The sequence below is a fragment of the Prolinoborus fasciculus genome (assembly GCF_056724605.1).
The window spans coordinates 1-23,337 of sequence record NZ_JBWZQN010000024.1; the positions used below are offsets into that span (position 1 = coordinate 1).

The following is a 23,337-nucleotide window of genomic DNA, read 5'->3' on the forward strand; positions in this document are numbered from 1 at the left end:
GTCGCTCTGGAATACCCTAATGTTGCGACAAAGGCTTTTAAAGTCGTGTTGTTGCGTCGAATTGTGGTGAAATCCACCTGCATTTGTTGGCCAGGTTGGGTTTCAAAACGAATGATCGGTTCCGGTTGAGCAACTGGTTTTAATGTTGCAAGATATTCCCTCAAGATCCTGATCTTTCCTGGATATCCCAACCTTAAAATTTCCTGGTAGAGCACAACAGCAGGAATCCATTCAGGATGAGCTGCGTTTACACGTTGGAGTAAATAGGGTTTATATGGGTCAAGGATACTTATTCTAGGCTGTATACGCTGATACTGAGGTGTGGTGTTTTGCCGTAAATATTTACGCACAGTATTTCTGGACACCCCCAGTTCACGAGTAATGGCTTTAATAGATTTACCTTGTTGATGAAGTATTTGGATTGTCACTGCTTGCTCCAAAGTTAACATATTGAGCAGTCCAAAATGACCGCTATATTAACCAAGGGGGTCAGTTTTTAAATGCCATTAGGGGGTCATTTTTACACTGCCGCTAACAATAGTAGAGATTAAGAAGTTTTTAGCAAATCATAAAAAGACTACCTTAAATGATGTAGCTTCTATTACCTTAATTAATCCTTCAACCTTTAAGCGTATTCCTTTAGCTTCAGAAAAAGTAGCTGCTGGTTTCCCCTCTCCCGCACAAGATTACATTGATAAAACTTTAGATATGAATGAACATCTTGTGAAAAATGAAGCTGCAACATTTGTTGTCAAGGTAGCTTCTCTTTCCATGCGTGACGCAGGCATTGAAATTGATGACGAGCTTTTAGTGGATCGAAGTCTTGAAGCTAAACACGAAGATATTGTTATTGCCTTAATTGACAATGAGTTCACCGTTAAGCGATTAATGGTTGAAGGTGATAAGTGTTGGCTTAAAGCTGAAAATCCAGATTATGACGATATTCACCTTAATGATTGCCAAGAATTATTAATATGGGGTGTAGTGACCTTTGTCATTAAGCCATTTAGGAAACATAAATAATCTAATCCTATTGGTCTAATCTACATGGAAAATGAAAATAAGATCTTTGCTTTGGTAGACATTAATAACTGTTATGTAAGTTGTGAACGTGTTTTTAATCCAAGCCTGAATAATAAGCCAGTAATCGTATTATCTAATAATGACGGTTGTGCTGTAGCTCGTTCACAAGAAGCTAAAGACTTAGGCATAAAGATGGGTGTACCTCTTTTTCAACTCAAGGATCTTGTAGAGCAGCACAACATTACAGTCCTTTCGAGTAATTATGCTCTATATGCGGAAATGTCCCGTAGATTTATAAAAGTCCTAGCTGAATTTGTTACACCTCAAGAACAAGAAATTTATTCGATTGATGAATGCTTTTTAGATCTAACTGCTTATGCTTCAAATTATGATCTAACTGCTTATGCTCATTTAATTCTGGATCGGCTCACACGTTGGCTAGGTTTGCCGGCCTGTATTGGAATTGGTCGGACTAAAACAGAAGCAAAAATGGCTAATCATATTGCTAAAAAGAATAGTTATTTAAAAGGTGTATGTAGCCTTGTTTCAATGGACTATTGTTCGATTGAGAGCTTATATCAGTCTATAGAAGTTAGTGAAGTATGGGGTATTGGTAGAAATCATACTAAAAAGCTGAATAGCCTAAGCATTAATACTGTTCTCGATTTTGTCTGCGCTTCCCCCTTAATGATTAGAGATCAATTCTCTGTAGTCATGCACAGAACATTATTAGAATTACAGGGAATTTCTTGCATTGAAATTGAGCAAAGTCCTAAAGCAAAAAAACAAATAATAGCAAGCCGTTCCTTTGGCCAGAAAGTTTATAGCTGTGAGGATCTTAAAGAAGCGATTACGCTTTATGTTCAAGATGCCGTAAGCCGTTTAAGAAGTGAAAATTTACTATGTGGCTGTATTATTAGTTTTGTTCAATCTAATCCATTTGATAATTCTGAGCCTTTTTATACTAAATCTTTGTCTTACGCTTTACCCGATCCATCAGACAATAGTTTATTACTTTCTAAAATTGCTACCTCAATAGTTGATCAGCTATACCAGAAGAATATTGGATTTAAAAAATGTGGAGTTATCCTCACTTGTCTTGAACCTAAAGCTACTCATATTTATGACCTATTCACGGACATGAACAAGATAGAATCAAGTAATAAACTTATGGATTCACTCGATGATATACAGAATAAATTTGGCAAGAGAAAAATAGGATTAGGTGCCAGTATGCTACCTGATAGAAATTGGAATATGTCACGTAATAAGCTGTCTCCCAATTACTTTAAATGGGATCAACTTATGAGTGTTAAATAATTAGTCATGACTAAGACAATTTTTTTTCATGTGACTTGCCACCTGGCTAAAAGGAATAACAGGAATTGAAATTAAAATATGCAGCGTTTATAGCTCTTTTAATAGTAGTGTCTGTTATGGCCTTTAAACAGGTTTATAACCCTTACTTTGATCAAGATGAAGAGGTAAAGACATTTAGCTTTAATGGAAAAAAATTAACGGCTCTATACCTATATAGGGAACATGATCAAGAAATAGGTTTTAAAGAAAATCCTTTATTAAAGCCTTTAGTTTTTACGTGGAAAAAGCCGATTTATACCTGTTTTAATATGGTCAATGTACCTTATGACTTAGAGATATTTTTCTTTAATGCAGATAAAAAAATTATTGGGTCGGCTGTAATGGAAAAATTTTCCCAAAAGCAGTACTGCCCCAAAGAAAAGATTCAATTTGCATTAGAAAGAATAAAAACTTAGCTTTTTCAATCTAGTATTTAGTATCTTTAAAATTTTTTGAATAGTAACTATATGGATAAAGAGTATAAAATATGTCTTTAATGTCGATACTGAAATCTTCAGATCCTAAGTGCAAAGAAGTAAAAGAAATTATAAAAAGTGTCGCACCCCAAAAAAAAGATTTCAAAACTTACAGTGGTATTCCTCCTTTTACTAATTATGAAGTTATGAGTGAACATAAATTAACGAGTAGTTATGATTCAGGCTTGGTTGGTACAGCATTTGACTACTTATCTAAAATAATTTGTGCGTACTACACGAATACTGAATTGAGTGCTAAGGAATTTGAGCAACCTAAAATTATCAGCTTTCTAGAGGAAACTAAAAACAAAAGCATTTTGGTATTGTATAAAAAAATTCAAAATCACATAGATTTTCTACTGGCTAATAAATCTGAACCGTACCGGGTTTGTCGGAGAGTCAATATTCTGAGAGACTATCCCGATGACAAAATTAAAATATACCCCTGAAATCAGAGAAAGAGCGGTTCAATTATTGATTGAATCTGAAAAAGATTATCCATCGAATTGGGCTGCGATCACCGCTATTGCTCCTAAAATCGGTTGTACTCCTGAAACACTACGTGTTTGGTATCAAAAATATTTAGATAAACAAAATCCAGTTAAAGTACAGCAGCTTTCAGACCAAGAACGTATCAAACAACTCGAACGCGAAAATAAAGAACTGCAACGCGCCAATGAGATTCTACGTAAAGCAGCCGCTTTTTTCGCCCAGGCGGAGCTCGACCGCCCACACAAATAATGGTGGATTTTATCCATAATAATAAAGAGCTGTACGGAGTCGAGGCGATTTGTAGAATTTTACCGATCGCACCCTCAACCTATTACCGGACTCTAGATCTCTGCGAAAACCCAGAACATCGAGCAAAGCGAGATCTACATGACTTGCATCATGCTGAACAAATTAAACGAATTTGGAAGGAAAGTTCAGGTCGATATGGTGTACGTAAAGTTTGGCAAAAACTGAAACGTGAAGGCTATATTATTGCACGCTGTACAGTTGCTCGATTGATGCAAAAGCTAGGTATACAAGGTGTTTGGCGAGGTAAGAATAAACAAACTACCCATAGCCGAGATGATCAAAAACGAGCAGATGACTTGGTGAAACGCAATTTTAGTGCTGATCACCCTGACCAGCTGTGGGTCGCTGACTTTACGTATATTCAAACAAATTCAGGCTGGGTCTATACCGCCTTTATTATTGATGTGTTCTCGCGAGCAATTGTTGGATGGAAAGTATCAACACGGATGAATACAGACATGGTGCTCGATGCACTGGAGCAAGCATTGCATGATCGAGGCATGCCAAAGAACGTGATTCATCATAGTGACAGAGGTGTGCAATATCTTTCCATTCGTTATACCAATCGTTTAGAAGCAGCAAATTTACGAGCATCAGTCGGTACGACCGGTGATTCATACGATAATGCTTTGGCTGAAACAGTGAATGGCTTATACAAAACAGAGGTGATTGAATATTTAAAAGCAGATTGGCAAGGTTTAGCGGATGTACAACTTGCGACATTAAATTGGGTAGATTGGTTCAATAAAGAGCGTGTACATAGTGCACTAGGTTATGTGCCACCTTTTGATTTTGAAGCAATGTACTATGATAAAATTAATCCGTTAGGTCAGGTGGCCTAACTTAAATAAAAAAGTCTCCGACAAACCCGGTACGGTTCAATCAAACAATTTAGAACTAAATGAAGAATTTATTGGTGGAATTATTCTTTTGGCTAAATTAGAAAATCTATGGCGATCTGGATTTCTACCAGTAGCAACAAAGAAAGACATACTAAAACCAACGGAGAAAGTGGTTTACGAAGATATATCTTCCCTAGTCAAAAATTTTGATAATGTATTCATTAAGAATGGTCTTATTAAGCCTGATAGTCTGATCACATACAATCCCAGATATTCTGCAAATATCCGTGTTGCACTAGGTGGGATAGATGCAGATATTTGTATTGATGAAACACTATATGACTATAAAAGTACAAAAAATCATGTATTTATGATTAAAGACAGTATGCAGATCACATCGTATTACTTATTCTATTTAATGGATCGAATTATGTCGTCAACAGTGCAGATGCAACGACACAGAATAGAACGAATTGCATTATATAAAGCTAGGTTTGGCCAAATTGAATATTTTGATGTTAAGCATATACCTGAAAAAGATTTAAAATATGCAATTTCTGAACTTAATAGGATGTTTAAATTAGGTATGCCCACTCAGAAAATTAAGGATTTTTAAAGGGCACTAAAGCACAGTATTGCGCCTTATCCTTCCCTTATATTATTAACGGTCTTGCTCTTTCCCCTTGTTCTTTCCGTGTTGAAGATCTAGCTTATTAGGTTGAATCTGTGGCTGTGGCATTGGTTTTTTAACTTCTACCTTTTTCCGTAAATAGTCCACTAGATCAACTGCTAGTTTTCTATCTTGCGGATCTGGTGACTGTGATAGAGCTTTAGTAATTTCCTTGTAATGCGTCAATGCTTCTTTTTCTTGCTGTTTAGCTTTCTGGACACGTTCTGGACTGGCCTTATTTTTACCATATCGCTTAAACGATTTGCCCTGCTCTTTCATTTGTTTAACTGACTGCTTATCACTTCTATTTTTTTGAAGCCTAGCTATACGTTTTGTCGCATTCGCTTCAATCCCTCTGGATCTTAATTTTTCAGCAAAACTTTCTCGCCATTCCTGAAGGTCAGCCTTCCTAATATTTAACCGATCACCTTTTTCAGAAACAGCTTTAACAACAACATGCACATGCGGGTTTTCACTTGGATCTTTTGAAGGGTCATTGGTAAAGGTATGCTGCACCATCATATATTTATGGTCTTTAAAATGTTCCTCTGCAAATTCTTTTGCAGCATCATAAACGCCTTTTTCATCCGTACCTTTCGGCATAGATAATACAATATTAAAAGCCTGCTTATATTTAGATTCTTCATCAGAAATAGGGGTACCTGACATTTGCCAATCTTCAGCAGTATCTTCTATATCATCCTTACCATTAACTTTATTTCCGTCCTGATCAATTCCCTCTAATTGTCCATTCCGAGTGATATATCCCATGTGAGCTTTCACCTTACCCATAGAATTACCTCCACCAGTAACCTTGACCATTACTTCTGGGGTCTTTTTACTAATTCTATCTAAAGTTGCTTTAACGCTATTTGGAGATGATTTAGGGGCTGATGTAGCTGAATGGCCAGATCCATTTTTAGGCTTAGACAGGTCATTTAAAAAAGTATCTAAACTTTGGGTCTGATTAACACGCCTAACTTTAGATCCATTAAGTAGCTGCTCACCATGAGCAAGCAAGGTGGTTTGGACCTCTCTAGTAGTCTTACTGCTTCCGTTAGCCATTATTCCCACCTCTTTTTATTGCGCTCTAATAGAGTGAAAACATGCCTAACTTGAGCTTTTACTAGCTGATGTACTCGCTCGACAAATTCTCTATCGTAAGATTCATAAATACCCTGATTCATATTCTTAGCCATTTGGTTTAGGTTTCTACCAATCGCCAAAAGCTGACTATTTGATTCGCCAAGTTTAAGAGCTTCTTCCTGGCTAAAGAATATTGAATCTTTTGTGACATTAGCTGTTAAAACCGAAATGATATATTGATTCGGTTTCATGCCGATCTGTGCTGCTTTCTCATTAATAGCTTTCATCAAACTTGGTTTAAGCCTTAATTCTTTGCGTGATGTTTTTTCAAATACATCTATAACGTCTTGCGTTTTTTCTATTTCAGATAACTTTTCCTTGATCATTTTTTTGATCAAGTCGTCTGGATCTACTTCTTCAAACTTAGCTAACTGATAGATTTTTTCGGTTAAGTCCTTTTCCAGATTCAATGAAAAATCTTGTCCTGAATAATCAGGATCATTTTCCTTTTTATAGGCGTTTTCTAAAGCCTTCTGGAAAGGCTCACCTTTCTTGATTCCTTGCTTCTCACACTTAGCTTGCCACCAGTCATAAACGGCATTGCTAACCCTAAATTTTAAAACTTGATCCAAATTTGATTTCGTCATGATTCCAGTACCTTTATCGAAACTAATATTTTCGATAGCTATTCTGAAAGAATAGTATAACCTTTATTTGTGTCACAAATTAAGGTTTTTAACGGCTTCTGCCTATCCTGCACTATATTATATACCTTCATTTTTCCCTCTTTTCTCCTTAGTCATGACTAAGGGTAGTCAAGCTAAGTGGTCGGGATAACCCGCCCAAAAAAAACCTTGCATAAGCAAGGTCTTTTTCCATTTGTAGGTTTAGGCTTCTTGTAAATACTCGATTTCAAGGCTGCTGCAATCTACGGATGCCTCTGTTCCATCTTCGTATTTGATCCATGCAAAACCCAAAGAAGAAGGCTTTTTATTAAGCATCAGATTCGCTTGTCGGCCGTCATGAATAACAACTAAAAGCGGTTTTTTGATTTTGTCTGGATCTTCTTCTTTAGCTTCTGGCTGCTCTTTTTGGTTCGATTGATCCATCAGTTTTTTAACTTCAGGTTCTTCAGTCGATTCAGCTTGATCATCCCCATCAAAATTGAAAGATTCATTATCATCAATAATGGCGGTTTGCTCTTGGATTTCTTGCACCTGTGGTTCTGATTCTGGATCTGCTTCAGTTGCTTCAGCTTGCTTAGGTTCTTTTAACTTTTTAGATAGAGCCTGTACTCTCGATCTGATAATGTCTTGACCATTCTCTAAAGATTCATCCACCCAAGCGTTTACTTCTTCAGGGAATGATTCCCAAAGTTTGCGTAAGTCATACAAAGTCTTTGGAGATTTAAAACCTGCATCATAAGCCTTAGATAAGCACTCTGGCATATCTACTAAAGCTAAGTGAGTAGAAATAAAAACAGGATCTTCATTTAACTTTTTAGCGATTACGTTTTTCTTCTCACCTTGCTTAATTTTCTTTTGGATAAAAAGTGCAAGCTCAATAGGTGAATGGTTAAGGCGTTCTTTATTCTCCATGACCTGATCATAATCATCATGATCATTATCAACAAAAGCAGGGATAGTTTCCTTGCCAGCCATCACTGAAGCTCTAAAACGTCTAGCTCCATAATTGATGATCCACTTGTCTTGTTCTGTTGGGTGGGGTTTAACACTAATTGGTGTTTTAACTCCACGAGCCTTGATTGACTCGACCATTTTTTGCATCTGATCTTCTGGAAACTCAACACGCGGCTGATCTGGATCTTCAAGAATATCTGTAAGTGGAATCTGTTTAGGTGTTCCGTCTGCTACTGGTGCAGGATTACCTAGATCAATACCTTCCAAAGCTGATAAATCTAACATTCCTTAAATCTCCATAAACTTGTTAATGCTTTCAAAAACTGTTTTTAATTCAGCCCATGCGGTAAAACCGCTAGTTTTACCCAATTTATTTGTAGGTATGCCTTGCGCTTGCGCTTCAGCGATTGCAGTCGTTTTTTTAACGAAAGCATAGCTGCCGTCTGAGTTTTTGATCAGGTACTTTGAAAAATGCTGAACAATAGCTTTTAGGTTGTCTTTCTGGAATGGAGTAGGTTCAACAATATTCGGAAGGATACCGATTAATTTTAAATTTGGGTTTAGCTTTTGATTAATCGCTTGAATCTGCTTGAGTAATCCACCGATGCCGTCAATAGCTTCCTGATTCAACTGAATTGGACTTAAAACATAGTCACTAACAATTAATGAAGCTACTTGGCGAATGTCGGGATTTGGATTGGTATCAATCAGGCAAACATCAAATAAAGAATCTACTGATTTTAAAAACTTCTGGTAATTGGTGGCAAAGTTATTATGCAAAGTGCCATTTTTTTCAATTGCTGTTAATTCTGGTGTTGCTTGTACCAAAGTAAAGGCTTCAGGATTTGAAATAGTTTGATCTTCTTTGGTCAGCATGTCGAAAGCAGATACATTAGCTACAGTCACAGCCCCGCCAGTAATCAATGCTTTTGTAGTGTTTTTCTGGTGGTCTAGATCAATGACTAATACACGCAAGCCCAAAGAATTTAAATAGTGTGCATACTGGCAAATGATTGCAGATTTACCCACACCGCCCTTTTGATTTGAAGCAACAACTTTTTTCATATTTCACCTAGTTTAATGGCTTATTAAGGGTCGCCCTATTGCGTCCTTATGCTGTATATTCTAACGTCCACCTGTGGACATTGCAAGCATTTTCTTAGTCATGACTAAGTTTTTATCATAAAAAAATCCTCCCATAAAGGGAGGACGTAAATTAAAAATCTTCAGGATAACCGATTGTTATGACTGGCTCTCCTTGATCTCCACCATGTACGTGCAATTCTAAAATATGATTTCTCTTGCGACCTGCGCCTGTGATAATCACAGTAAAACGTACCGCACTTGGGCTTAGGTGTGTCTTATATGCTCGGCTCATCCATAAAATGTCATGAATAACGCCATCTAAGTCATTAAGCCATTTTTCATTTTTTACAGCCTTATCAACTACCGCCCAAAGTGCAGAAGTGAAGCATATAGGATGCTTATAATGTTCTTTTGACAGTCCATCTAATTTAGGACTAATAGAATTGATTGCAACTAGAAAACCATCTTCAATGGCTTGCTGACGTGTGTAAACTGAAATGTATTGTTCCATGATTTTTAACCTGTTTTATTTCAGGTCGCCCGATGCGTCCTGATAAAATCATTATATCAGTCCACCTGTGGACATTCAAGCAAAAGCTTAGTCATGACTAATTTTTTTATAGGGAAAATTGAGTAGAAAAATATCCGTTTTAATACCTGGCTAAACCGCTTTTCAGATGCTCTTATTTGCGATTCTTAGCCTGATGACAGCCTTTTTTATATATGAAGCTAGGTTATCCCAGCACCAACCTAAACAGGCGAAAATGAGCGTATATAAAGCAGAACAGATAGACAATTTTTTATGTTTTTTAGGCAAGCTAAAAACCAAAAAAATCGCCGCCAAAAAAAAACCTCCCATTGTGGGAGGTCTAGCTTAAACGGCTAAGTTATAAGTAATTCTGTAATCTTCAAAGTAACCATTTTCATTATCTCCCCTTCTGATTCTTTCAATATGAGTAACATTGTGAGCTACTCGGCAATTAATCATGATTTTTTCAATTTCTTGGAATAGTGTTTTTTCATTAAAGATTGGAAACCAAATATTATTGTTAGATCCAGTTAAAACCTCATGACCGCAAAAATGAACCAGTTTACCTGTAGGATAGTTTGTAAAGATTGCAACTATTGAAGCTCGCATAATTAATTCCTATTTTATTTCAGGTCGCCCGATGCGTCCTGATAAAAATTATTATATCAGTCCACCTGTGGACATTCAATCAAAACTTAGTCATGACTAAGACGTTACGCGACACATAAAATGTCATTGAACGACACATAAGTTGTCATTGATAAAAAACCGCCATATTGATTGGCGGTTTTTTTATTAATAACGTCATGAAGTATGTAAGCTCACATAATTCTCATTATGTTATCTTTAGGAATTACTAATTAATCTATGTTTCTTTTACATTTGAAATACTTAGAATTAGATTACTTAAATCGATTTTACCTTTAGAAGCTAAAGCCGTAGCTACACTTGAAATATCATTTTTATTTCTATTTTGACTTAATTTGAATTTTCCAACTAAGTCGGTAATCTCAATTTGTATTCCTACAATATGTTTCATTCTTTCACTAATAAATTCAGATGGTGCATCTGTCATTTTCCAAGGGACATTTTGATTGGATTCATGTTCTCTAGTAAGACGAGCTAGAATACCTCTTAATACTTTTTCATCTTCAATAATCCTAGCTTTACCTTTTGCATGAATAACTACGTAGTTCCAAGTTGGAACAACTTTATGATGTTCAAATTTTCCTACATACCAATTAGGAGAGATATAAACATCATCAATGCTAAATATTACAAGTACATCGGCATCATTCTTTAAAACTTCTGCCAAAGGATTCTGTCTCGATATATGAGCCAATAACTTACCAAAATCCCCCTTATCAGACACTATCTCAAAAGGAAGATGATTAGCATCTAACTCACCATTAGAATATGTAACGACACAACCGAAAGGATGTTTTTTGATTAAATCATGAAGAAGTTCTAGTCGTCTTTCTTCAAAATGAGGGGGTAAGTACATTAGATTCTTTCTATAATTTTGAGATTGTATTACATCAAATTAATGTAACTGACGGCTAACTATCAACCCCTATTTAATATAGTAGACTGTTGATGGAAATTCATTTTTTAGAAAATGACATTAATTGTTTCGCAAAACTTTAAAAATGACAGCTTATGAGTCGCAAATCTTTGTCATTATGTGTCGCAAAATCTTATAAGTATTTATTTTTTAATTACTGCTTATGACAAACAACGTGTCGTTTGAGGTAAGAATATTGATAAAAAAAGCCCCCTTTCGGGGACTTATTCATTAAGCGGTTAAAAGTTGTCTTTCTTCTGCCATTCTGGTTTTTTTAACTTTCTGGCTGCCGTGTAACTCTCGCATTTGATCTAAAGTCATTCTGCCTCGACCATTTGATTTTTTACCGATGAAAACCCATTTACATTGCACTCGATTCCAGACAAAACCCGCTTCTTTTAATTTGTCTTTGTGCTGCTTAGTATCACCAGAAACCCAAACCCAAACGCCAATAATTTCAATATCTAAACCATCCAGATTGATAATTGCATCAATAGCCTGTTTTACTTTTTTCTCAACTTCAGAATGTTCTGAACGGCTTGACCAGAAACCACGACCATTTTCGGAACTGTCTTGATACTGATCTTTTGAAGCTTCATTAATAATGCGATTTAAAAGCTGTTCATATTCGCTGTTAATCTCCTGCATAACTTCGGTTTTACCGCCACGATCAGGATGATTTTTAAAAGCTAGTTTTTTGTACTGAAGTTTTAACTCGTCTAATGAAGTAACTGATGAAAAATGTTTCATGTTTAAATACCTGTTTTATTTCAGGTCGCCCGATGCGTCCTGATAAAATCATTATATCAGTCCACCTGTGGACATTCAAGCAAAAACTTAGTCATGACTAAGTTTTTTAATAATGAAAATTTATAAAATTAGTTAGTTAAGTATTTCTTCTGATCTGCTTTTCTAATGCTTATATTTTCGATTCTTAGGCTGCTGATAGAACTTTTTCACTTTATGTCTAACACCCCTACACAAAACCTACAAATACACTTAAATACGCTTAAATGACGCAATATGAAAAATTATTTCCCCCTTAGTCATGACTAAGGAAAATGACTCACTAGATCCCCTGACGATATATCAGAGCAAAGTGTCTACTTTGCGAACTGGCGCAATCAGTTAAATTTTCCCTTCCCTGATTACCGTTGATTTTCAAGTGAGCTTTAAAAAGCTGTGCTTTTTAAATGGCGACCGCAGAAAATAAACTGCTCCTATTTGATCTAAAATGGGATACCTAAAGCCAGCCCGTATGAGTGGCGATCAGATAGCATAGCAAACTAATAATGTAGCAGGTAGGTAAGGCAAAAACTAAATATTTAAAAACTTATTAGACTAAGTTTACTGGGTTTACTGGCAAAATATTCCACTTAGGCTAACCGTATATATTTAGTCATGACTAAGGTATTAATTGAATAGTTATTAAATTTTACTATTAGGATGCAAACAAAAAAGATACTTTTTATATAGATTAATAAGAGTTTTTAAAGGTTTTAAAGGTTTTAAAGGTTTTAAAGGTTTTAAAGGTTTTAAAGGTTTTAAAGGTTTTAAAGGTTTTAAAGGTTTTAAAGGTTTTAAAGGTTTTAAAGGTTTTAAAGGTTTTAAAGGTTTTAAAGATTTTAAAGGTTTTAAATTGAACCACCATATTGTCTTAAATTAGCGAAGTCTGTATAAGATAATATGGTGGGTATTCTTTTTAGATATTAATCCTGATCGTCATTCTTATCATTATTGCTATTAGTGATAATCCCTCGTTTTGCCTGTAACCAGAAGTAATAATCCATATCTATCGGCTTATGAGCATTAAGCTTATCTAATTTTTCAGTTAAGAGAGTCCTCATGATTACCTTAGAAGTATCCTCGTCTAAATTACCTAAGAAATATCCATAATCTAGTAAAAATTCTTTGCAATTTACTAAGGTACTGATTTGCTTTGCAGATACCTTTACTGGTGGTTTGAAATGCTTAATACGATCAGGGGCTTTAAAGTGTGATCCATCATCACTAAACGGAATTGCAGCAGCCAGATAGCCCTTTTTCATTTTATCTATAAATTTGATGTGTCCTTGCTCTTTATATTCAGTTTTCAAGTTAAAAATGAACTTAATAGCAACCACTTCCTTTCCATTTTTTACGTTCTCAAAACTGACATTAATATTGCTAAGTTCGTTAATTTCATCCTGAGCCACATTCAAAACACGGCTTTTAAAATTGGCCAACTCTTTATATTTATCCTCACATTCAAGCATCCATCTTAGTTCTTCCAGATCAATAGTGACCTCTGATGTACGCCACATATAGCTCATTAAGATCCGATACAAACGAAGGGAATAGCTCGAATTAAATAAGATAATATGCTTTAGTTCATGGCTACTAAATGACTTGGTTTTTTCATCTACTTTCTTAACTAGATCATAGAAATACTCAAAAAATTCTTTTGCGAATCTAACTTTAATACATTTAGTTGCTTTGTCATAATGGCAATAAGTCATCATCGGAACTTTAGCAGGTTCGTCAGATTCCCCATCTTTAACCAACATAGTTGGGTTATCAAATTTTGTATAAATACGTTTTAAAGCAGTTTCAGCATTTCTCTGAATTTCACGTTTATCTGTTGCTGTAAGCACTTCCTTTCTGGCCATTGGGGAAGTCAATTCTCCAAAGTTTTCGCTGCTCACATAAATGAAGTCGTCATGAGTAATTGAGGTCTTATTTTTAAGCTCATTCTTCCTCACGATGATCATTGCACAGTACATAAGCTTCTCAAGATTGAGATCAATGCTATATCTGGCTGTAGGAAAATCATTGCGGGTCACAACTAAATCGGTCAATTTTGCCCTTGTATTAGATTGTGTATAGTTCTCTAAGCCTTGTGAGCCAATAATTTTCTGCATTTTTTTGTAAATCCGTTATTCCTTTTGAAATTATTATAACTATACAAGTATATTTATCAAGTATAGTTATTAAATAAGCTTATAAGATATTGTTTTTAAAAAATATATTTATTAAAAGTCAGTAAAATTACTTTATACACCTGTAGTAGTATAAAAAAAATAAATGTTTTTCATTTTTAAGTATTTTGTTTCATTTCAATTAGTTACGTTGCGACAAAACGTATGGCTATTTTTAACACAAAAACCAGATAAAAAATATTCAATTTTGAATATTTATAACTATTACATAAATATCAATAACTTACACTGCGACAAAACGTATAGTTATAATTTTAAGCCTATACAAATATCTTTTTTAGCACCAAAAAATAAAAACCGTTCTTCAATATAATTATTCATATAAAACAATAACTTATTAAATTAACAAGAATCTAGTTAATTCCTGAAAAATATATATAATCGTATCCAGTACGCATAATCGCAGGTTTGCGACAAAACGTATAGTTATGCGGAGAAGTTGCGACAAAACGTATAGTTTTGAGAGTGCAGCATAGATTAAGGCTAAAAAATACGCAAAAATATAATAAGTTAGAGTTAAACACCTAATTAATTACTGATTTTTAAGAATAATTTAGCTATTTTTTGTATGCTGTTGATAAGTCTGTGGATTATTTGCGACAAAACGTATAGGTATGTGACAAAACGTATAGTTATAGCGACAAAACGTATAGTTATAGCGACAAAACGTATAGTTATAGCGACAAAACGTATAGTTATAGCGACAAAACGTATAGTTATAGGCTTGTAAACTTATGTTTTACAAAAAGAAATTAAGGCTCTTAAACTGTTCTAAACACTCCTAAACTTTATTTAAACACTTTTTAAACCTGATTCTAATTTTTTTTAAAAAGTTTTTAGAAATGTTTAGAAGATTATTAAAGTGATATTTACATGACAAAAAGGGAAGGGATCTAAAAAAATATAAGCTTTGATATATACAAATTTTTTACAAAGGTTTTAAATATTTCATTAAAGTTTTAAACTTTTTGATATATATTAAAAGCGTTTAAAAATAATTGATGTTTTTGTGTCTTTTACACACAGTTACACTTTAGTTACATTTTTAAATTAATTATATTTTGTAAGAATCCGCACTTCACTTTTAAAAACTAGGGATCTTGCAGAAATGGCTTTAACGATGAATGACTTGAAAACAGTCGATGACTTCAACGCCAATAACTATGGTGTTGAAATTGGTATGAACGAACAGTTCCAATATTTTGTGACTGTTAAAGTAAATGATGTTAATCACGTCATTCATACCGCATCAGGAAAAATTCGATTCACACGGAATTTACCCTTCTTGATTCAGGAGATTTGTTCAATGTGCAGTAATGCCAAAACAATATCTCTAAACTTTGAAGGCAAGTTATTCGTACTGGAAAACTCATCTAAATAGAGTGACTACTTGTGTATAAAAAATTTATTTTAGGTTTAACTTTAGCTAGTGCATCTGCCTTAGTTGCAGCTAAAGATGAAAATTATGGCTGTCGTGCTTTTATGTGCTTTGCTGGCGGTCTTAATGTTTCTGAATGTCAGTCTACAATTAGTGACGTAAAAAAAGACCTGGCTAAAGGTAAAGGCTTTCCTCACTGTTCATTCGTCAGCAGTAATCAAGACGGATCTGTTGGAGGTGGAGAAGGACAACCTAAAATTTCATCTTATACACATAATAAAAGAGTTTATCTTTATGTAGATGACAAGTTAGTCACTACAGTTAAAAAGTCCTAAGTTTTTGCAAGAAAAAAGCCTGATTAAATCAGGCTTTTTTTTCTTGTAATTGTTTATAGAAAATTCTTAAAACTTCTTTGACTGCTACACTTTTTCCTTGTTTTTCTCCGCCATAAATATCTTTTAAGTATTCTAAAGCTTCCAGTGCTTCAACATCTTCAGGAACATCCATATTGAAATAAACTGAAAGTGGAGTTTTGGTAGTAGGCTTTTTTCTATATCTTTTTCTGCGATCTAATACCTTTCCTTCTGTTTCTGTTTCTGTTTCTGTTTCTGTTTCTGTTTCTGTTCCTAGTTCTTCAGTCATAACTTATCCAATTTAATAAATGTCCACAGGTGGATATTAAGTCCTTTTTAAATAATTTACTACTTATATCGGGTCGCCATTTATGAGGATTAGCATTGCAATAGTAAGTTTTAACGTGAGGTTATAACCCTTTTAATAACCTCATACTATGTATTATTTAAATCCCGCTACTAAATCAAATGGGAGCAGTTTATTTTCTGCGGTCGCCATTTAAAAAGCACAGCTTTTTAAAGCTCACTTGAAAATCAACGGTAATCAGGGAAGGGAAAATTTAACTGATTACTTCAGTTCGCAAAGTAGACACTTTGCTCTGATATATCTGCTGTGGATCTGGATTAGATAAGTAATATAGATGCCTTGATAAACGCTGCAGCTTGCAGCTTTTATTCAAGCATCGAGGTTTTTAGTCATGACTAAAGCAGAATTTAGCTAAAATATTTAAAATTTATTTAAAGTTTTTAAAAAAAATTTACCAAGATTACCTAAATTGATGATAATGCACCTCTATTATGGGTGCTTTAAAAGGTTTTATGGATGACTGATTTTATAAATATTGATCCTGATTTTTCTATTTCAGAGGTGGTGCTAGAGGAATCTAATAAACAAGGATTTATTAAAGAGTTAATTATTAATGAATTTGAGGGTGGATTTTTTATCACAGCAAAACTGGCATGGTCAGGCCAAAAGGTTTGGACTTTAACAACAAGACGAGAAAAAGATAAAGCTAGGATCTTTAAGGATCTGACTAGGCTTAATGATTTCCTGAAAGAAAAAATTTATACAGAAGAAGTAAAAATAATAAGAATCAAGTAAAAAAATACAAAAGCCATTTCCAATATGGTATATTTTGGATTGTATTCTTTAAAGCTCTAAGATGGGATTTAAGAAAATGGCTATAAGTTTAAATAAATATGGAAATTTTTTAAAATTTTTTCTAGTTATTTCATGTGTTTATCTTGTGTGCTTCATGCCACAAGATGCACTGCTTTTAGAAATCCTCGTAGATTTCACTAAATTTCAAGTAGTTGCTTTCTTATATTCATCTTTTCTTTGTGGGCTTTCGAGTTTCCTAAATTTCACAATTTGGAAATAACCCATGAATCTTGTAATCGTTGAATCTCCTAACAAATGTTCAAAAATTGGAAGTTATTTAGGATCTGATTTTAAAGTTGTGGCCAGTGTTGGCCATGTTCGGGATCTACCAAGAAAAGGCTTAGGTATTGATATAGCCAATGATTTTGCAATGGAATATTCATTTATTCCTGATGCTAAAGTTAATGACAGAACTTTTGACGGTGGCGAAAAACGTATTGAAAAAATAAAAGCCTTTTTGAATAAAGCAGACAAGATTTATTTAGCTACCGATCCAGACAGGGAAGGTGAAGCTATTTCATGGCATTTAAAAGAATGTTTAGGTCTGGAAGATGGTCAATTTGAACGAATAGAATTTAATGAGATTTCAGAAAAAGCTATTAGAGAAGCCATTAATAATGGGCGTGGTTTAGATTATCAGCTTGTATATGCTCAAGAAGCACGTAGGGCTTTAGATCGTCTGGTGGGCTATCTAGTTTCCCCTATTGCATCTAATCTTATGGGTCAGCCTTCATCTGCGGGGCGGGTACAATCTCCTGCTGTTTTAATCGTTGTCCTTAGAGAAATCGAAATCCAGAAATTCAAAGTTACTAACCACTTTGGCGTTAATTTGAGTTTTGATAAAGAGCCTAAAAAATGGATCTCGCAATGGGTTACAACGGAATTTGTAACTGAGGATCAGCCTTATGTTTTAGATCGTTCCTTAGCTGAAGAAGTTGCAAAAACTAAGAAAGTTAAAGTTTTAAACTGCACTGAAAAAACAGAGTATTCAAATGCTCCTTCTCCGCTCTCTACAGCCCTACTTTTACAAGCTGCTAGTGTAGCGTTAGGCTTTAGCCCTCAACAAACAACCAAAGCAGCACAGGCATTATTTGAACAAGGGGCAATTACTTACATTCGGACTGACGGCCTAAACATAGCTGATGAAAGTGTAGAAGAAATCTTTGCTTATGCTAATGAACATCAATTTTCTTTACCTGAAAAGCCTAATAAGTTTAAGGAAAAAGATGGGGCGCAAAACGCCCATGAAGCAATCCGACCTGTTCACATAACTGATAAAGATCTAGGAAAGTCACCAGAACAAAAAGCTTTATATCAATTGATTTGGGAACGTACTATTTCAAGTCAATTGGCCAAAGCTGAATATAAAGCCGTTACTTTGGAATTACTGTCTGAAGATGGAAAATATAAGTTCCATGCTAAAAGCCGTGAGCTAATAAAAAAAGGGTGGATGGTTTTTGGTAAAGACTGCCTGAATGAAGATGAAAACGAGCCTTCAGGCGTGGTGCCGGTCTTAGAAATTGGTTCTGTAGTTGATGTTGAAAGCGGTGAAGTTATTGCAAAACAAACTAAGCCACCAAAACGCTATACAGAAGCTTCACTAATTAAAAAATTGGAAAGCTGCGGGATTGGTCGCCCTTCTACTTATTCATCAATCATGGCCAATATTCTGAATAAGGGCTTTCTGGAGGTAGAAAAGAAAATCTTAAAACCAACTAGATTAGGGAATGATCTAATTGGTAGTCTGTTAAAAGCTAAGTTTAGCTTTCTGGATCTGCACTATTCAAAAGAGATGGAGTTGCAGCTAGATAAAATTGCATCTGGTGAAACTTCATATAATTCGGTTGTTTCTGCCTTATACAATCAACTTGCTCAAGAGCTAAGTACAGCTTCAAAACTGACAGCTATAAACGCAATACCTTGTCCAAAGTGTAAAAGCCAATTAAAAAAATTTAAGAATACTAAAACCAATCAATTTTTTTGGATTTGTAGCAATGAGGACTGTAAGCACTCGATGGATGACGACAAGGGTAAACCAGTCGAAAAAGTTATTCATTCATGCCCTAAATGTAAAACAGGTCGCTTAAATAAATTCCAAAATTCTCAAACTAAAGAATTTTTTTGGATCTGCAATGATCAGGAATGTAAGTACTCGATGGATGACAAGAAAGGTCAGCCAGTAGAGAAAATCAAATATCCTTGCCCTAAATGCTCAACGCCATTATTCAGATCCAAAAAAGAAGGTAAAGATCCGATCTGGTTCTGTCCTAATCGGGAAACAGATTGCAAAGTCTTTTTGCCTGAAGTTAATAGAAAGCCACTTCTTGAAGTCTATTCATGTCCTCAATGTGCCAGTGATTTAAGACGGATCAATGGAGCAAATGGCTATTTTTGGGGGTGTACCAACTATAAAAATGGGTGCTCCGCTACTTATCCAGATCAAAAAGGTAAGCCAAAATTTGAGGTGAAAAAGTAATGATTGATTTCGTAGTTTTGTCACAACAATGTGCGCCACAAGTTGATGTAAATATTGCGTCTGCAATTGTTAAATCTGAATCCTCATTTAATCCTTTTGCGATAGGGGTTAATCGTGCCGCAGGTCTTAAAAAACAGCCGACTAGCTATGAAGAAGCTGTATCTGTGGCAAAAAGATTAATTAGCCAGGGACGAAATATTGATGTTGGTTTTGCTCAAATTAATAGTGCTAATTTCAAAAGACTAAATCTTAGTGTCGAGCAAGTTTTTGATCCCTGCACTAATCTAAGCGCAATGCAATTTATCTTTAACGACTGCCGAAATAGGGCAAAAGGCAAAGATATTTATAAAGCTATGTCTTGCTATAACACTGGCAACCATTCATCAGGATTTAGAAATGGGTATGTAGCGAAAGTATCAAGAAATTTGAATTATTTTGCTAATGGTTCACTCAATACCATGCCTGTAAAATTCAATCCTCCTTCACCTCCTATGAATAGCTCGGAACAGCTTGCATATTTTGCTACTAATGCAGATATGCCTAACTCCAGTGGATATACCGAAAATAAAGAACTTCAAAGCCTTCAAGTAGTGGAGAAACGGCCTTCATTTTTCTTAACTAACGGCACAGATTTTAAAGAAAAAGAAAAAAGTTTAAAATCTTCTATGATCTTTTAAAATATTTTAAAAAAGTTTAAAACTTAGTGTAATATATTAAATATCTAGTACCAATGAACAATATTTTATTTTCCAAAAATATTGTTCTTGGTACTTAATGCGCTAGGTCTTAATTGCTTCACTTGGAGAAAATAATGAAAGCAAATCAAACGCAAATAACAACGACTAAAACGACTGGTATCAAAGCAAGCGTATTGATGTTGTTCATGTCGTTAATCTCAAGCCCTGCTTTTGCTCAAATCTCAAAAGTTAATACGGTTATGGCTAATGTTCAGTCAGTCTTAGCGGGTGTGGCTGTAACTGTATTTACCATCACTATCATGTGGGCTGGCTTTAAATTGGCTTGGCAACAAGCAAAGTGGTCAGACATTTCTAACATCGTTATTGGGGGAATTTTGGTAGGTGGTGCTGCGGGTATCGCTGCTTGGCTGATTAACTAATGTCGAATTTTTCTGATCCAATTTTCAGGGGTTGCACTCGTCCTGCCATGCTTTTTGGCGTTCCAATGTTGCCTTTTTTGTTGGTGACGGGGGTAGCAATTCTTTTAGCGGGTTGGTCTTTTTATCTACTCAGTGCCTATGTGACTTTATTTATAGCAGCTATTTATGTGCCTATTTACTTCTGGATGCGGGCAATAACAAAAGTAGATGACCAACGATTAAAGCAAGTATTGATGCGGTGGCGCATAAGAGGGAAACAGATCCAGAACCATCAGAAATGGGGAGCAATCTCATTTTCGCCACTTAAATTAAAGAAAAGGAAATAACAATATCATGCGTTCAAAACAGCAAGTTAAAGATAGCGCAAATGCTGAAGTCGCAATTTCAGACTATCTGCCGTTTGGTAATCATGTTTCCAACAATGTTATTAAGCTTAAAAATGGTGAATACATTGCTACATGGAAATTAGAAGGCATTTCGTTTGAAACAGTTGAAGCCGATATTATTAGAATCCGTAAAGAAGGATTAAATAATTTTTATCGTGCTTTAGGTGGCGGTCACTTTGCTGTTTGGACGCATAAGATTCGTAGGGGAGTTAATGAACGTCTAAATGGCGTTTATGAAAATGATTTTATTGCTGATTTTAATGAAAGATATTATCAGCAGTTTCAGGGTGAAAAGAATAAACAGATGGCTACTGAATTGTATTTAACAATTCTTTATCGTCCTGAAATTTCCAGATTAACAAAGATTTTTAAGAGTAAAGCTAGTCGTGATCCAGTAGCCCTGAAAAAGCAGATTAAGCGGGATCTCGATATTTTAGATGATGTAGCCAAACAGGTTGAAGCAAGTCTATATCACTACAATCCAGAACGTCTGGCGACCTATACCAAGAAAGGTTTTGTCTACTCCGAAATGTGTAATCTGCTTGGTTTTTTAACTAATGGAGTTTGGGAAGAAATCCCTTTAAGACAGGCTAATCTTGATCAATATATTCCAAGTAGTCGCTTGTTCTTTGGTGACAAAAATGGCTATTTACAGATTAAACATCCTGAAGCTCAAAAATATGTAGGCTTTCTGGATATTCAAGAATTTCCACGTTTATCAGAATCAGGAATGTGCAATTCCATCCTGTATGGAAACTATGAATACATTGAAACTCAAAGTTTCACGGTTTATGGCAAGCGTGATGCTGTAGATAAATTAAAAACAATTAAAGGCCAACTAAATTCTGTAGAGGACGTTTCAGATCAAGAGATTCGTGATATTGATCTGGCTATGAGTGAAGCTAATAGCGGGAATTTCCAGTTAGGCGAATATCACTATACGCTTGCGATTTTTGGCGATTCACCAAATCAAGTTGCTCTAAATGTTTCGAGTGCCAGAACTGCTTTATCAGATGAAGCAGGGTTCAAAATGGCTGTAATTGATACTGTTCCTGAATGTGCATGGTTCTCGCAATTAGCGGGTAACTTTAATATGCGTCCAAGAGAAGCATATCTCACAAGCCTAAATTTTTCTGCTTTAAGCCCTTTTCATAACTTCGCAAGAGGTAAGCGTGACGGCAATCCTTGGGGCGAAGCACTAGCTTTATTTAAAACTCCAAGTGGCCAACCATTTTACTTTAATCATCATGTCAGCCCTGATAAGCAAGATTCTACAGATGACAAGATGCCAGGTAATACGTGTGTCATTGGAACAACTGGTGTGGGGAAAACAACCCTAGTCATGGCCATGATGATGTTTGCTTGTAAGTATAAAAATCTGAAGGGTGTTTTCTTTGATAAAGATAGGGGCGCAGAAATTGGGATTAGACGGATTGGGGGTCAATACTATGCCTTAGAGCGTGGTGTACCAACTGGCTTTAATCCGTTGCAGCTACCACCGACTGAAACAAATATTCAGTTTGTAGAAAAGCTTGTAAAAATTCTGGTAGGTGGCGTTCGTAATGCTGCTGAAGATCTGGAAATCAGTCAGGCTGTTCGTACCATTATGCGTGATGATATGCCGTTAGAACTCCGCAGACTTTCAGCTTTATATATGAATCTGAAAGTAAATGGCGGGGGTGATTCGCTTCAGGATCGTTTAGTTAAATGGTGTAACACTGCTGATCATGACGGAAATTTATCTTGGGTCTTTGATAATCCATACGATACTCAAGACTTTTCTAAAGCCAAAATGCCAATCTTTGGTTATGACTACACGGAATTTTTAGATGATCCAGAAGTCCGTACACCAATCATGGCTTATCTATTACACATCACAGATTCATTGATTGATGGTAGTCCGTTTATTTATTGGATGGACGAGTTTTGGAAGCCATTAACAGATGAATATTTCAAAGATTTTGCCAAAGATAAGCAGAAAACTATTCGTAAATTGAATGGTCTAGGTGTCTTTATGACGCAATCTCCAAGTGACGTTTTAGATTCTGACATTGGTAAAACAATGGTTGAACAAAGCGTTACTCAAATCTTTTTACCTAATCCTCGTGCTGATTACGATGACTATGTAAACGGCTTTAAGGTCACTCCGCAAGAATTTGAAATTATTAAAGAGCTAGAAGAAAACTCACGCATGTTCTTAGTTAAGCAGGGTAGCCGTTCCGCACTCTGCAAAATGGATCTAGGCGAAATGCGTGACGTTTTACAGATTATTTCAGGCTCTAAGGACAATGTAGAACTTCTCGAAAATCTCATGAATGAAGTTGGTGAAGATCCTAACGATTGGGGCGAACTTTTCTTACAACGGATCGCAGAACGTAAAAAATTAATTTCAGAAAAAGGAGTTGCTTAGT

Annotated in this window: 24 protein-coding genes, 1 pseudogene and 1 other annotated feature; of the genes and pseudogenes, 14 read left to right on the forward strand and 11 right to left on the reverse strand. The window is 35.2% G+C overall.

The annotated features are described in order from the left end of the window. Positions 1-449 (reverse strand): annotated as a pseudogene (gene istA, locus AC1P5O_RS07520) (IS21-like element ISAba8 family transposase); the annotation flags it as partial. Between the two features lie 184 nt (positions 450-633). Between istA and AC1P5O_RS07525 the strand changes: the two are divergent. From AC1P5O_RS07525 to AC1P5O_RS07550, 6 genes are all read left to right on the forward strand, one after another. Continuing rightward, entirely contained in the window at positions 634-1,023 is a 390-nt protein-coding gene (locus AC1P5O_RS07525; RefSeq protein ID WP_499005957.1) for a LexA family protein, read from the forward strand. A gap of 24 nt (positions 1,024-1,047) precedes the next feature. Further along, positions 1,048-2,343: a Y-family DNA polymerase gene (locus AC1P5O_RS07530; RefSeq protein ID WP_499005928.1), complete on the forward strand. Its 1,296-nt coding sequence runs from the start codon at positions 1,048-1,050 to the stop codon at positions 2,341-2,343. 65 nt (positions 2,344-2,408) lie between these two features. Beyond that, on the forward strand, positions 2,409-2,798 hold the full coding sequence (locus tag AC1P5O_RS07535) for a DUF192 domain-containing protein (RefSeq protein ID WP_499005929.1): 390 nt from the start codon (positions 2,409-2,411) through the stop codon (positions 2,796-2,798). Between the two features lie 71 nt (positions 2,799-2,869). Further along, complete coding sequence (locus AC1P5O_RS07540; RefSeq protein ID WP_499005930.1) at positions 2,870-3,307, forward strand: hypothetical protein; 438 nt, start codon at positions 2,870-2,872, stop codon at positions 3,305-3,307. Next, a protein-coding gene (locus tag AC1P5O_RS07545) for an IS3 family transposase (protein WP_499005931.1) occupies positions 3,282-4,501 on the forward strand; the annotation gives its coding sequence in 2 pieces (ribosomal slippage) (positions 3,282-3,558 and positions 3,558-4,501; 1,221 coding nt in all). The genes AC1P5O_RS07540 and AC1P5O_RS07545 overlap by 26 nt, the downstream gene beginning before the upstream one ends. Then, positions 3,557-3,673: a sequence feature (AL1L pseudoknot), on the forward strand. Its footprint overlaps the gene before it by 117 nt. Positions 4,502-4,589: 88 nt before the next feature. Continuing rightward, the gene (locus AC1P5O_RS07550; RefSeq protein WP_499005932.1) at positions 4,590-5,117 is read left to right on the forward strand and encodes a hypothetical protein; all 528 of its coding nucleotides are present in this window, start codon (positions 4,590-4,592) and stop codon (positions 5,115-5,117) included. A 45-nt stretch (positions 5,118-5,162) separates the two neighbouring features. Here AC1P5O_RS07550 and AC1P5O_RS07555 read toward each other — a convergent pair whose 3' ends face one another. From AC1P5O_RS07555 to AC1P5O_RS07595, 9 genes are all read right to left on the reverse strand, one after another. After that, entirely contained in the window at positions 5,163-6,236 is a 1,074-nt protein-coding gene (locus tag AC1P5O_RS07555) for a relaxase/mobilization nuclease domain-containing protein (protein ID WP_499005933.1), read from the reverse strand. Beyond that, positions 6,236-6,904 (reverse strand): hypothetical protein, encoded by a 669-nt coding sequence (locus AC1P5O_RS07560; protein WP_499005934.1) that lies wholly within the window; start codon positions 6,902-6,904, stop codon positions 6,236-6,238. Before AC1P5O_RS07560 ends, AC1P5O_RS07555 begins: the two co-directional genes overlap by 1 nt. A 240-nt stretch (positions 6,905-7,144) precedes the next feature. Further along, entirely contained in the window at positions 7,145-8,182 is a 1,038-nt protein-coding gene (locus AC1P5O_RS07565; protein ID WP_499005936.1) for a ParB/RepB/Spo0J family partition protein, read from the reverse strand. A gap of 3 nt (positions 8,183-8,185) precedes the next feature. After that, a complete protein-coding gene (locus tag AC1P5O_RS07570) occupies positions 8,186-8,962 on the reverse strand; it encodes a ParA family protein (protein WP_015060288.1) in 777 nt (258 codons plus the stop codon). A gap of 151 nt (positions 8,963-9,113) precedes the next feature. Then, on the reverse strand, positions 9,114-9,494 hold the full coding sequence (locus AC1P5O_RS07575) for a DUF6573 family protein (RefSeq protein ID WP_499005937.1): 381 nt from the start codon (positions 9,492-9,494) through the stop codon (positions 9,114-9,116). A 363-nt stretch (positions 9,495-9,857) separates the two neighbouring features. Beyond that, positions 9,858-10,121, reverse strand: coding sequence for a hypothetical protein (locus AC1P5O_RS07580; protein ID WP_499005938.1), 264 nt, complete (start codon positions 10,119-10,121; stop codon positions 9,858-9,860). 256 nt (positions 10,122-10,377) lie between these two features. Then, a complete protein-coding gene (locus AC1P5O_RS07585) occupies positions 10,378-11,016 on the reverse strand; it encodes an FMN-binding negative transcriptional regulator (RefSeq protein ID WP_499005939.1) in 639 nt (212 codons plus the stop codon). Positions 11,017-11,307: 291 nt separating this feature from the next. Continuing rightward, the gene (locus AC1P5O_RS07590; protein WP_015060286.1) at positions 11,308-11,826 is read right to left on the reverse strand and encodes a J domain-containing protein; all 519 of its coding nucleotides are present in this window, start codon (positions 11,824-11,826) and stop codon (positions 11,308-11,310) included. Between the two features lie 959 nt (positions 11,827-12,785). Beyond that, positions 12,786-13,976 (reverse strand): replication initiation protein, encoded by a 1,191-nt coding sequence (locus AC1P5O_RS07595; protein ID WP_499005940.1) that lies wholly within the window; start codon positions 13,974-13,976, stop codon positions 12,786-12,788. Between the two features lie 1,186 nt (positions 13,977-15,162). Between AC1P5O_RS07595 and AC1P5O_RS07600 the strand changes: the two genes are divergently transcribed. Further along, complete coding sequence (locus tag AC1P5O_RS07600; RefSeq protein WP_499005941.1) at positions 15,163-15,435, forward strand: hypothetical protein; 273 nt, start codon at positions 15,163-15,165, stop codon at positions 15,433-15,435. 11 nt (positions 15,436-15,446) lie between these two features. Next, positions 15,447-15,767, forward strand: a complete 321-nt coding sequence (locus AC1P5O_RS07605; RefSeq protein WP_005248735.1) for a hypothetical protein — start codon at positions 15,447-15,449, stop codon at positions 15,765-15,767. Positions 15,768-15,795: 28 nt separating this feature from the next. Here AC1P5O_RS07605 and AC1P5O_RS07610 read toward each other — a convergent pair whose 3' ends face one another. Further along, positions 15,796-16,074, reverse strand: a complete 279-nt coding sequence (locus tag AC1P5O_RS07610; RefSeq protein ID WP_499005942.1) for a hypothetical protein — start codon at positions 16,072-16,074, stop codon at positions 15,796-15,798. 534 nt (positions 16,075-16,608) lie between these two features. On the opposite strand from AC1P5O_RS07610, the gene AC1P5O_RS07615 reads away from it, so the two are divergent. The 6 genes from AC1P5O_RS07615 to AC1P5O_RS07640 all read left to right on the forward strand — a co-directional run bounded on the left by AC1P5O_RS07615 (position 16,609) and on the right by AC1P5O_RS07640 (position 23,336). Then, a complete protein-coding gene (locus tag AC1P5O_RS07615; RefSeq protein ID WP_005248732.1) occupies positions 16,609-16,887 on the forward strand; it encodes a hypothetical protein in 279 nt (92 codons plus the stop codon). 283 nt (positions 16,888-17,170) lie between these two features. Continuing rightward, positions 17,171-19,423, forward strand: a complete 2,253-nt coding sequence (gene topA, locus AC1P5O_RS07620) for a type I DNA topoisomerase (RefSeq protein WP_499005944.1) — start codon at positions 17,171-17,173, stop codon at positions 19,421-19,423. Further along, complete coding sequence (locus tag AC1P5O_RS07625) at positions 19,423-20,100, forward strand: lytic transglycosylase domain-containing protein (protein ID WP_499005945.1); 678 nt, start codon at positions 19,423-19,425, stop codon at positions 20,098-20,100. The genes topA and AC1P5O_RS07625 overlap by 1 nt, the downstream gene beginning before the upstream one ends. Before the next feature lie 134 nt (positions 20,101-20,234). Next, positions 20,235-20,540: a TrbC/VirB2 family protein gene (locus tag AC1P5O_RS07630; protein ID WP_499005946.1), complete on the forward strand. Its 306-nt coding sequence runs from the start codon at positions 20,235-20,237 to the stop codon at positions 20,538-20,540. Continuing rightward, entirely contained in the window at positions 20,540-20,866 is a 327-nt protein-coding gene (locus AC1P5O_RS07635; protein WP_005407440.1) for a VirB3 family type IV secretion system protein, read from the forward strand. Before AC1P5O_RS07630 ends, AC1P5O_RS07635 begins: the two co-directional genes overlap by 1 nt. A gap of 7 nt (positions 20,867-20,873) precedes the next feature. Continuing rightward, positions 20,874-23,336 carry a VirB4 family type IV secretion/conjugal transfer ATPase gene (locus AC1P5O_RS07640; RefSeq protein WP_499005948.1) on the forward strand — a complete coding sequence of 821 codons (2,463 nt, stop codon included), beginning with the start codon at positions 20,874-20,876 and terminating at the stop codon, positions 23,334-23,336. Position 23,337 lies beyond the last annotated feature (1 nt).

Excerpts from the sequence above, each read along its gene's own strand:
- AC1P5O_RS07530 (WP_499005928.1), top strand. The coding sequence starts at position 1,048 with ATGGAAAATGAAAATAAGATCTTTGCTTTGGTAGACATTAATAACTGT.
- AC1P5O_RS07540 (WP_499005930.1), top strand. The coding sequence starts at position 2,870 with ATGTCTTTAATGTCGATACTGAAATCTTCAGATCCTAAGTGCAAAGAA.
- AC1P5O_RS07555 (WP_499005933.1), bottom strand. The coding sequence starts at position 6,236 with ATGGCTAACGGAAGCAGTAAGACTACTAGAGAGGTCCAAACCACCTTG.
- AC1P5O_RS07560 (WP_499005934.1), bottom strand. The coding sequence starts at position 6,904 with ATGACGAAATCAAATTTGGATCAAGTTTTAAAATTTAGGGTTAGCAAT.
- AC1P5O_RS07565 (WP_499005936.1), bottom strand. The coding sequence starts at position 8,182 with ATGTTAGATTTATCAGCTTTGGAAGGTATTGATCTAGGTAATCCTGCA.
- AC1P5O_RS07570 (WP_015060288.1), bottom strand. The coding sequence starts at position 8,962 with ATGAAAAAAGTTGTTGCTTCAAATCAAAAGGGCGGTGTGGGTAAATCT.
- AC1P5O_RS07575 (WP_499005937.1), bottom strand. The coding sequence starts at position 9,494 with ATGGAACAATACATTTCAGTTTACACACGTCAGCAAGCCATTGAAGAT.
- AC1P5O_RS07580 (WP_499005938.1), bottom strand. The coding sequence starts at position 10,121 with ATGCGAGCTTCAATAGTTGCAATCTTTACAAACTATCCTACAGGTAAA.
- AC1P5O_RS07585 (WP_499005939.1), bottom strand. The coding sequence starts at position 11,016 with ATGTACTTACCCCCTCATTTTGAAGAAAGACGACTAGAACTTCTTCAT.
- AC1P5O_RS07590 (WP_015060286.1), bottom strand. The coding sequence starts at position 11,826 with ATGAAACATTTTTCATCAGTTACTTCATTAGACGAGTTAAAACTTCAG.
- AC1P5O_RS07595 (WP_499005940.1), bottom strand. The coding sequence starts at position 13,976 with ATGCAGAAAATTATTGGCTCACAAGGCTTAGAGAACTATACACAATCT.
- AC1P5O_RS07600 (WP_499005941.1), top strand. The coding sequence starts at position 15,163 with ATGGCTTTAACGATGAATGACTTGAAAACAGTCGATGACTTCAACGCC.
- AC1P5O_RS07610 (WP_499005942.1), bottom strand. The coding sequence starts at position 16,074 with ATGACTGAAGAACTAGGAACAGAAACAGAAACAGAAACAGAAACAGAA.
- AC1P5O_RS07615 (WP_005248732.1), top strand. The coding sequence starts at position 16,609 with ATGACTGATTTTATAAATATTGATCCTGATTTTTCTATTTCAGAGGTG.
- topA (WP_499005944.1), top strand. The coding sequence starts at position 17,171 with ATGAATCTTGTAATCGTTGAATCTCCTAACAAATGTTCAAAAATTGGA.
- AC1P5O_RS07625 (WP_499005945.1), top strand. The coding sequence starts at position 19,423 with ATGATTGATTTCGTAGTTTTGTCACAACAATGTGCGCCACAAGTTGAT.
- AC1P5O_RS07630 (WP_499005946.1), top strand. The coding sequence starts at position 20,235 with ATGAAAGCAAATCAAACGCAAATAACAACGACTAAAACGACTGGTATC.
- AC1P5O_RS07635 (WP_005407440.1), top strand. The coding sequence starts at position 20,540 with ATGTCGAATTTTTCTGATCCAATTTTCAGGGGTTGCACTCGTCCTGCC.
- AC1P5O_RS07640 (WP_499005948.1), top strand. The coding sequence starts at position 20,874 with ATGCGTTCAAAACAGCAAGTTAAAGATAGCGCAAATGCTGAAGTCGCA.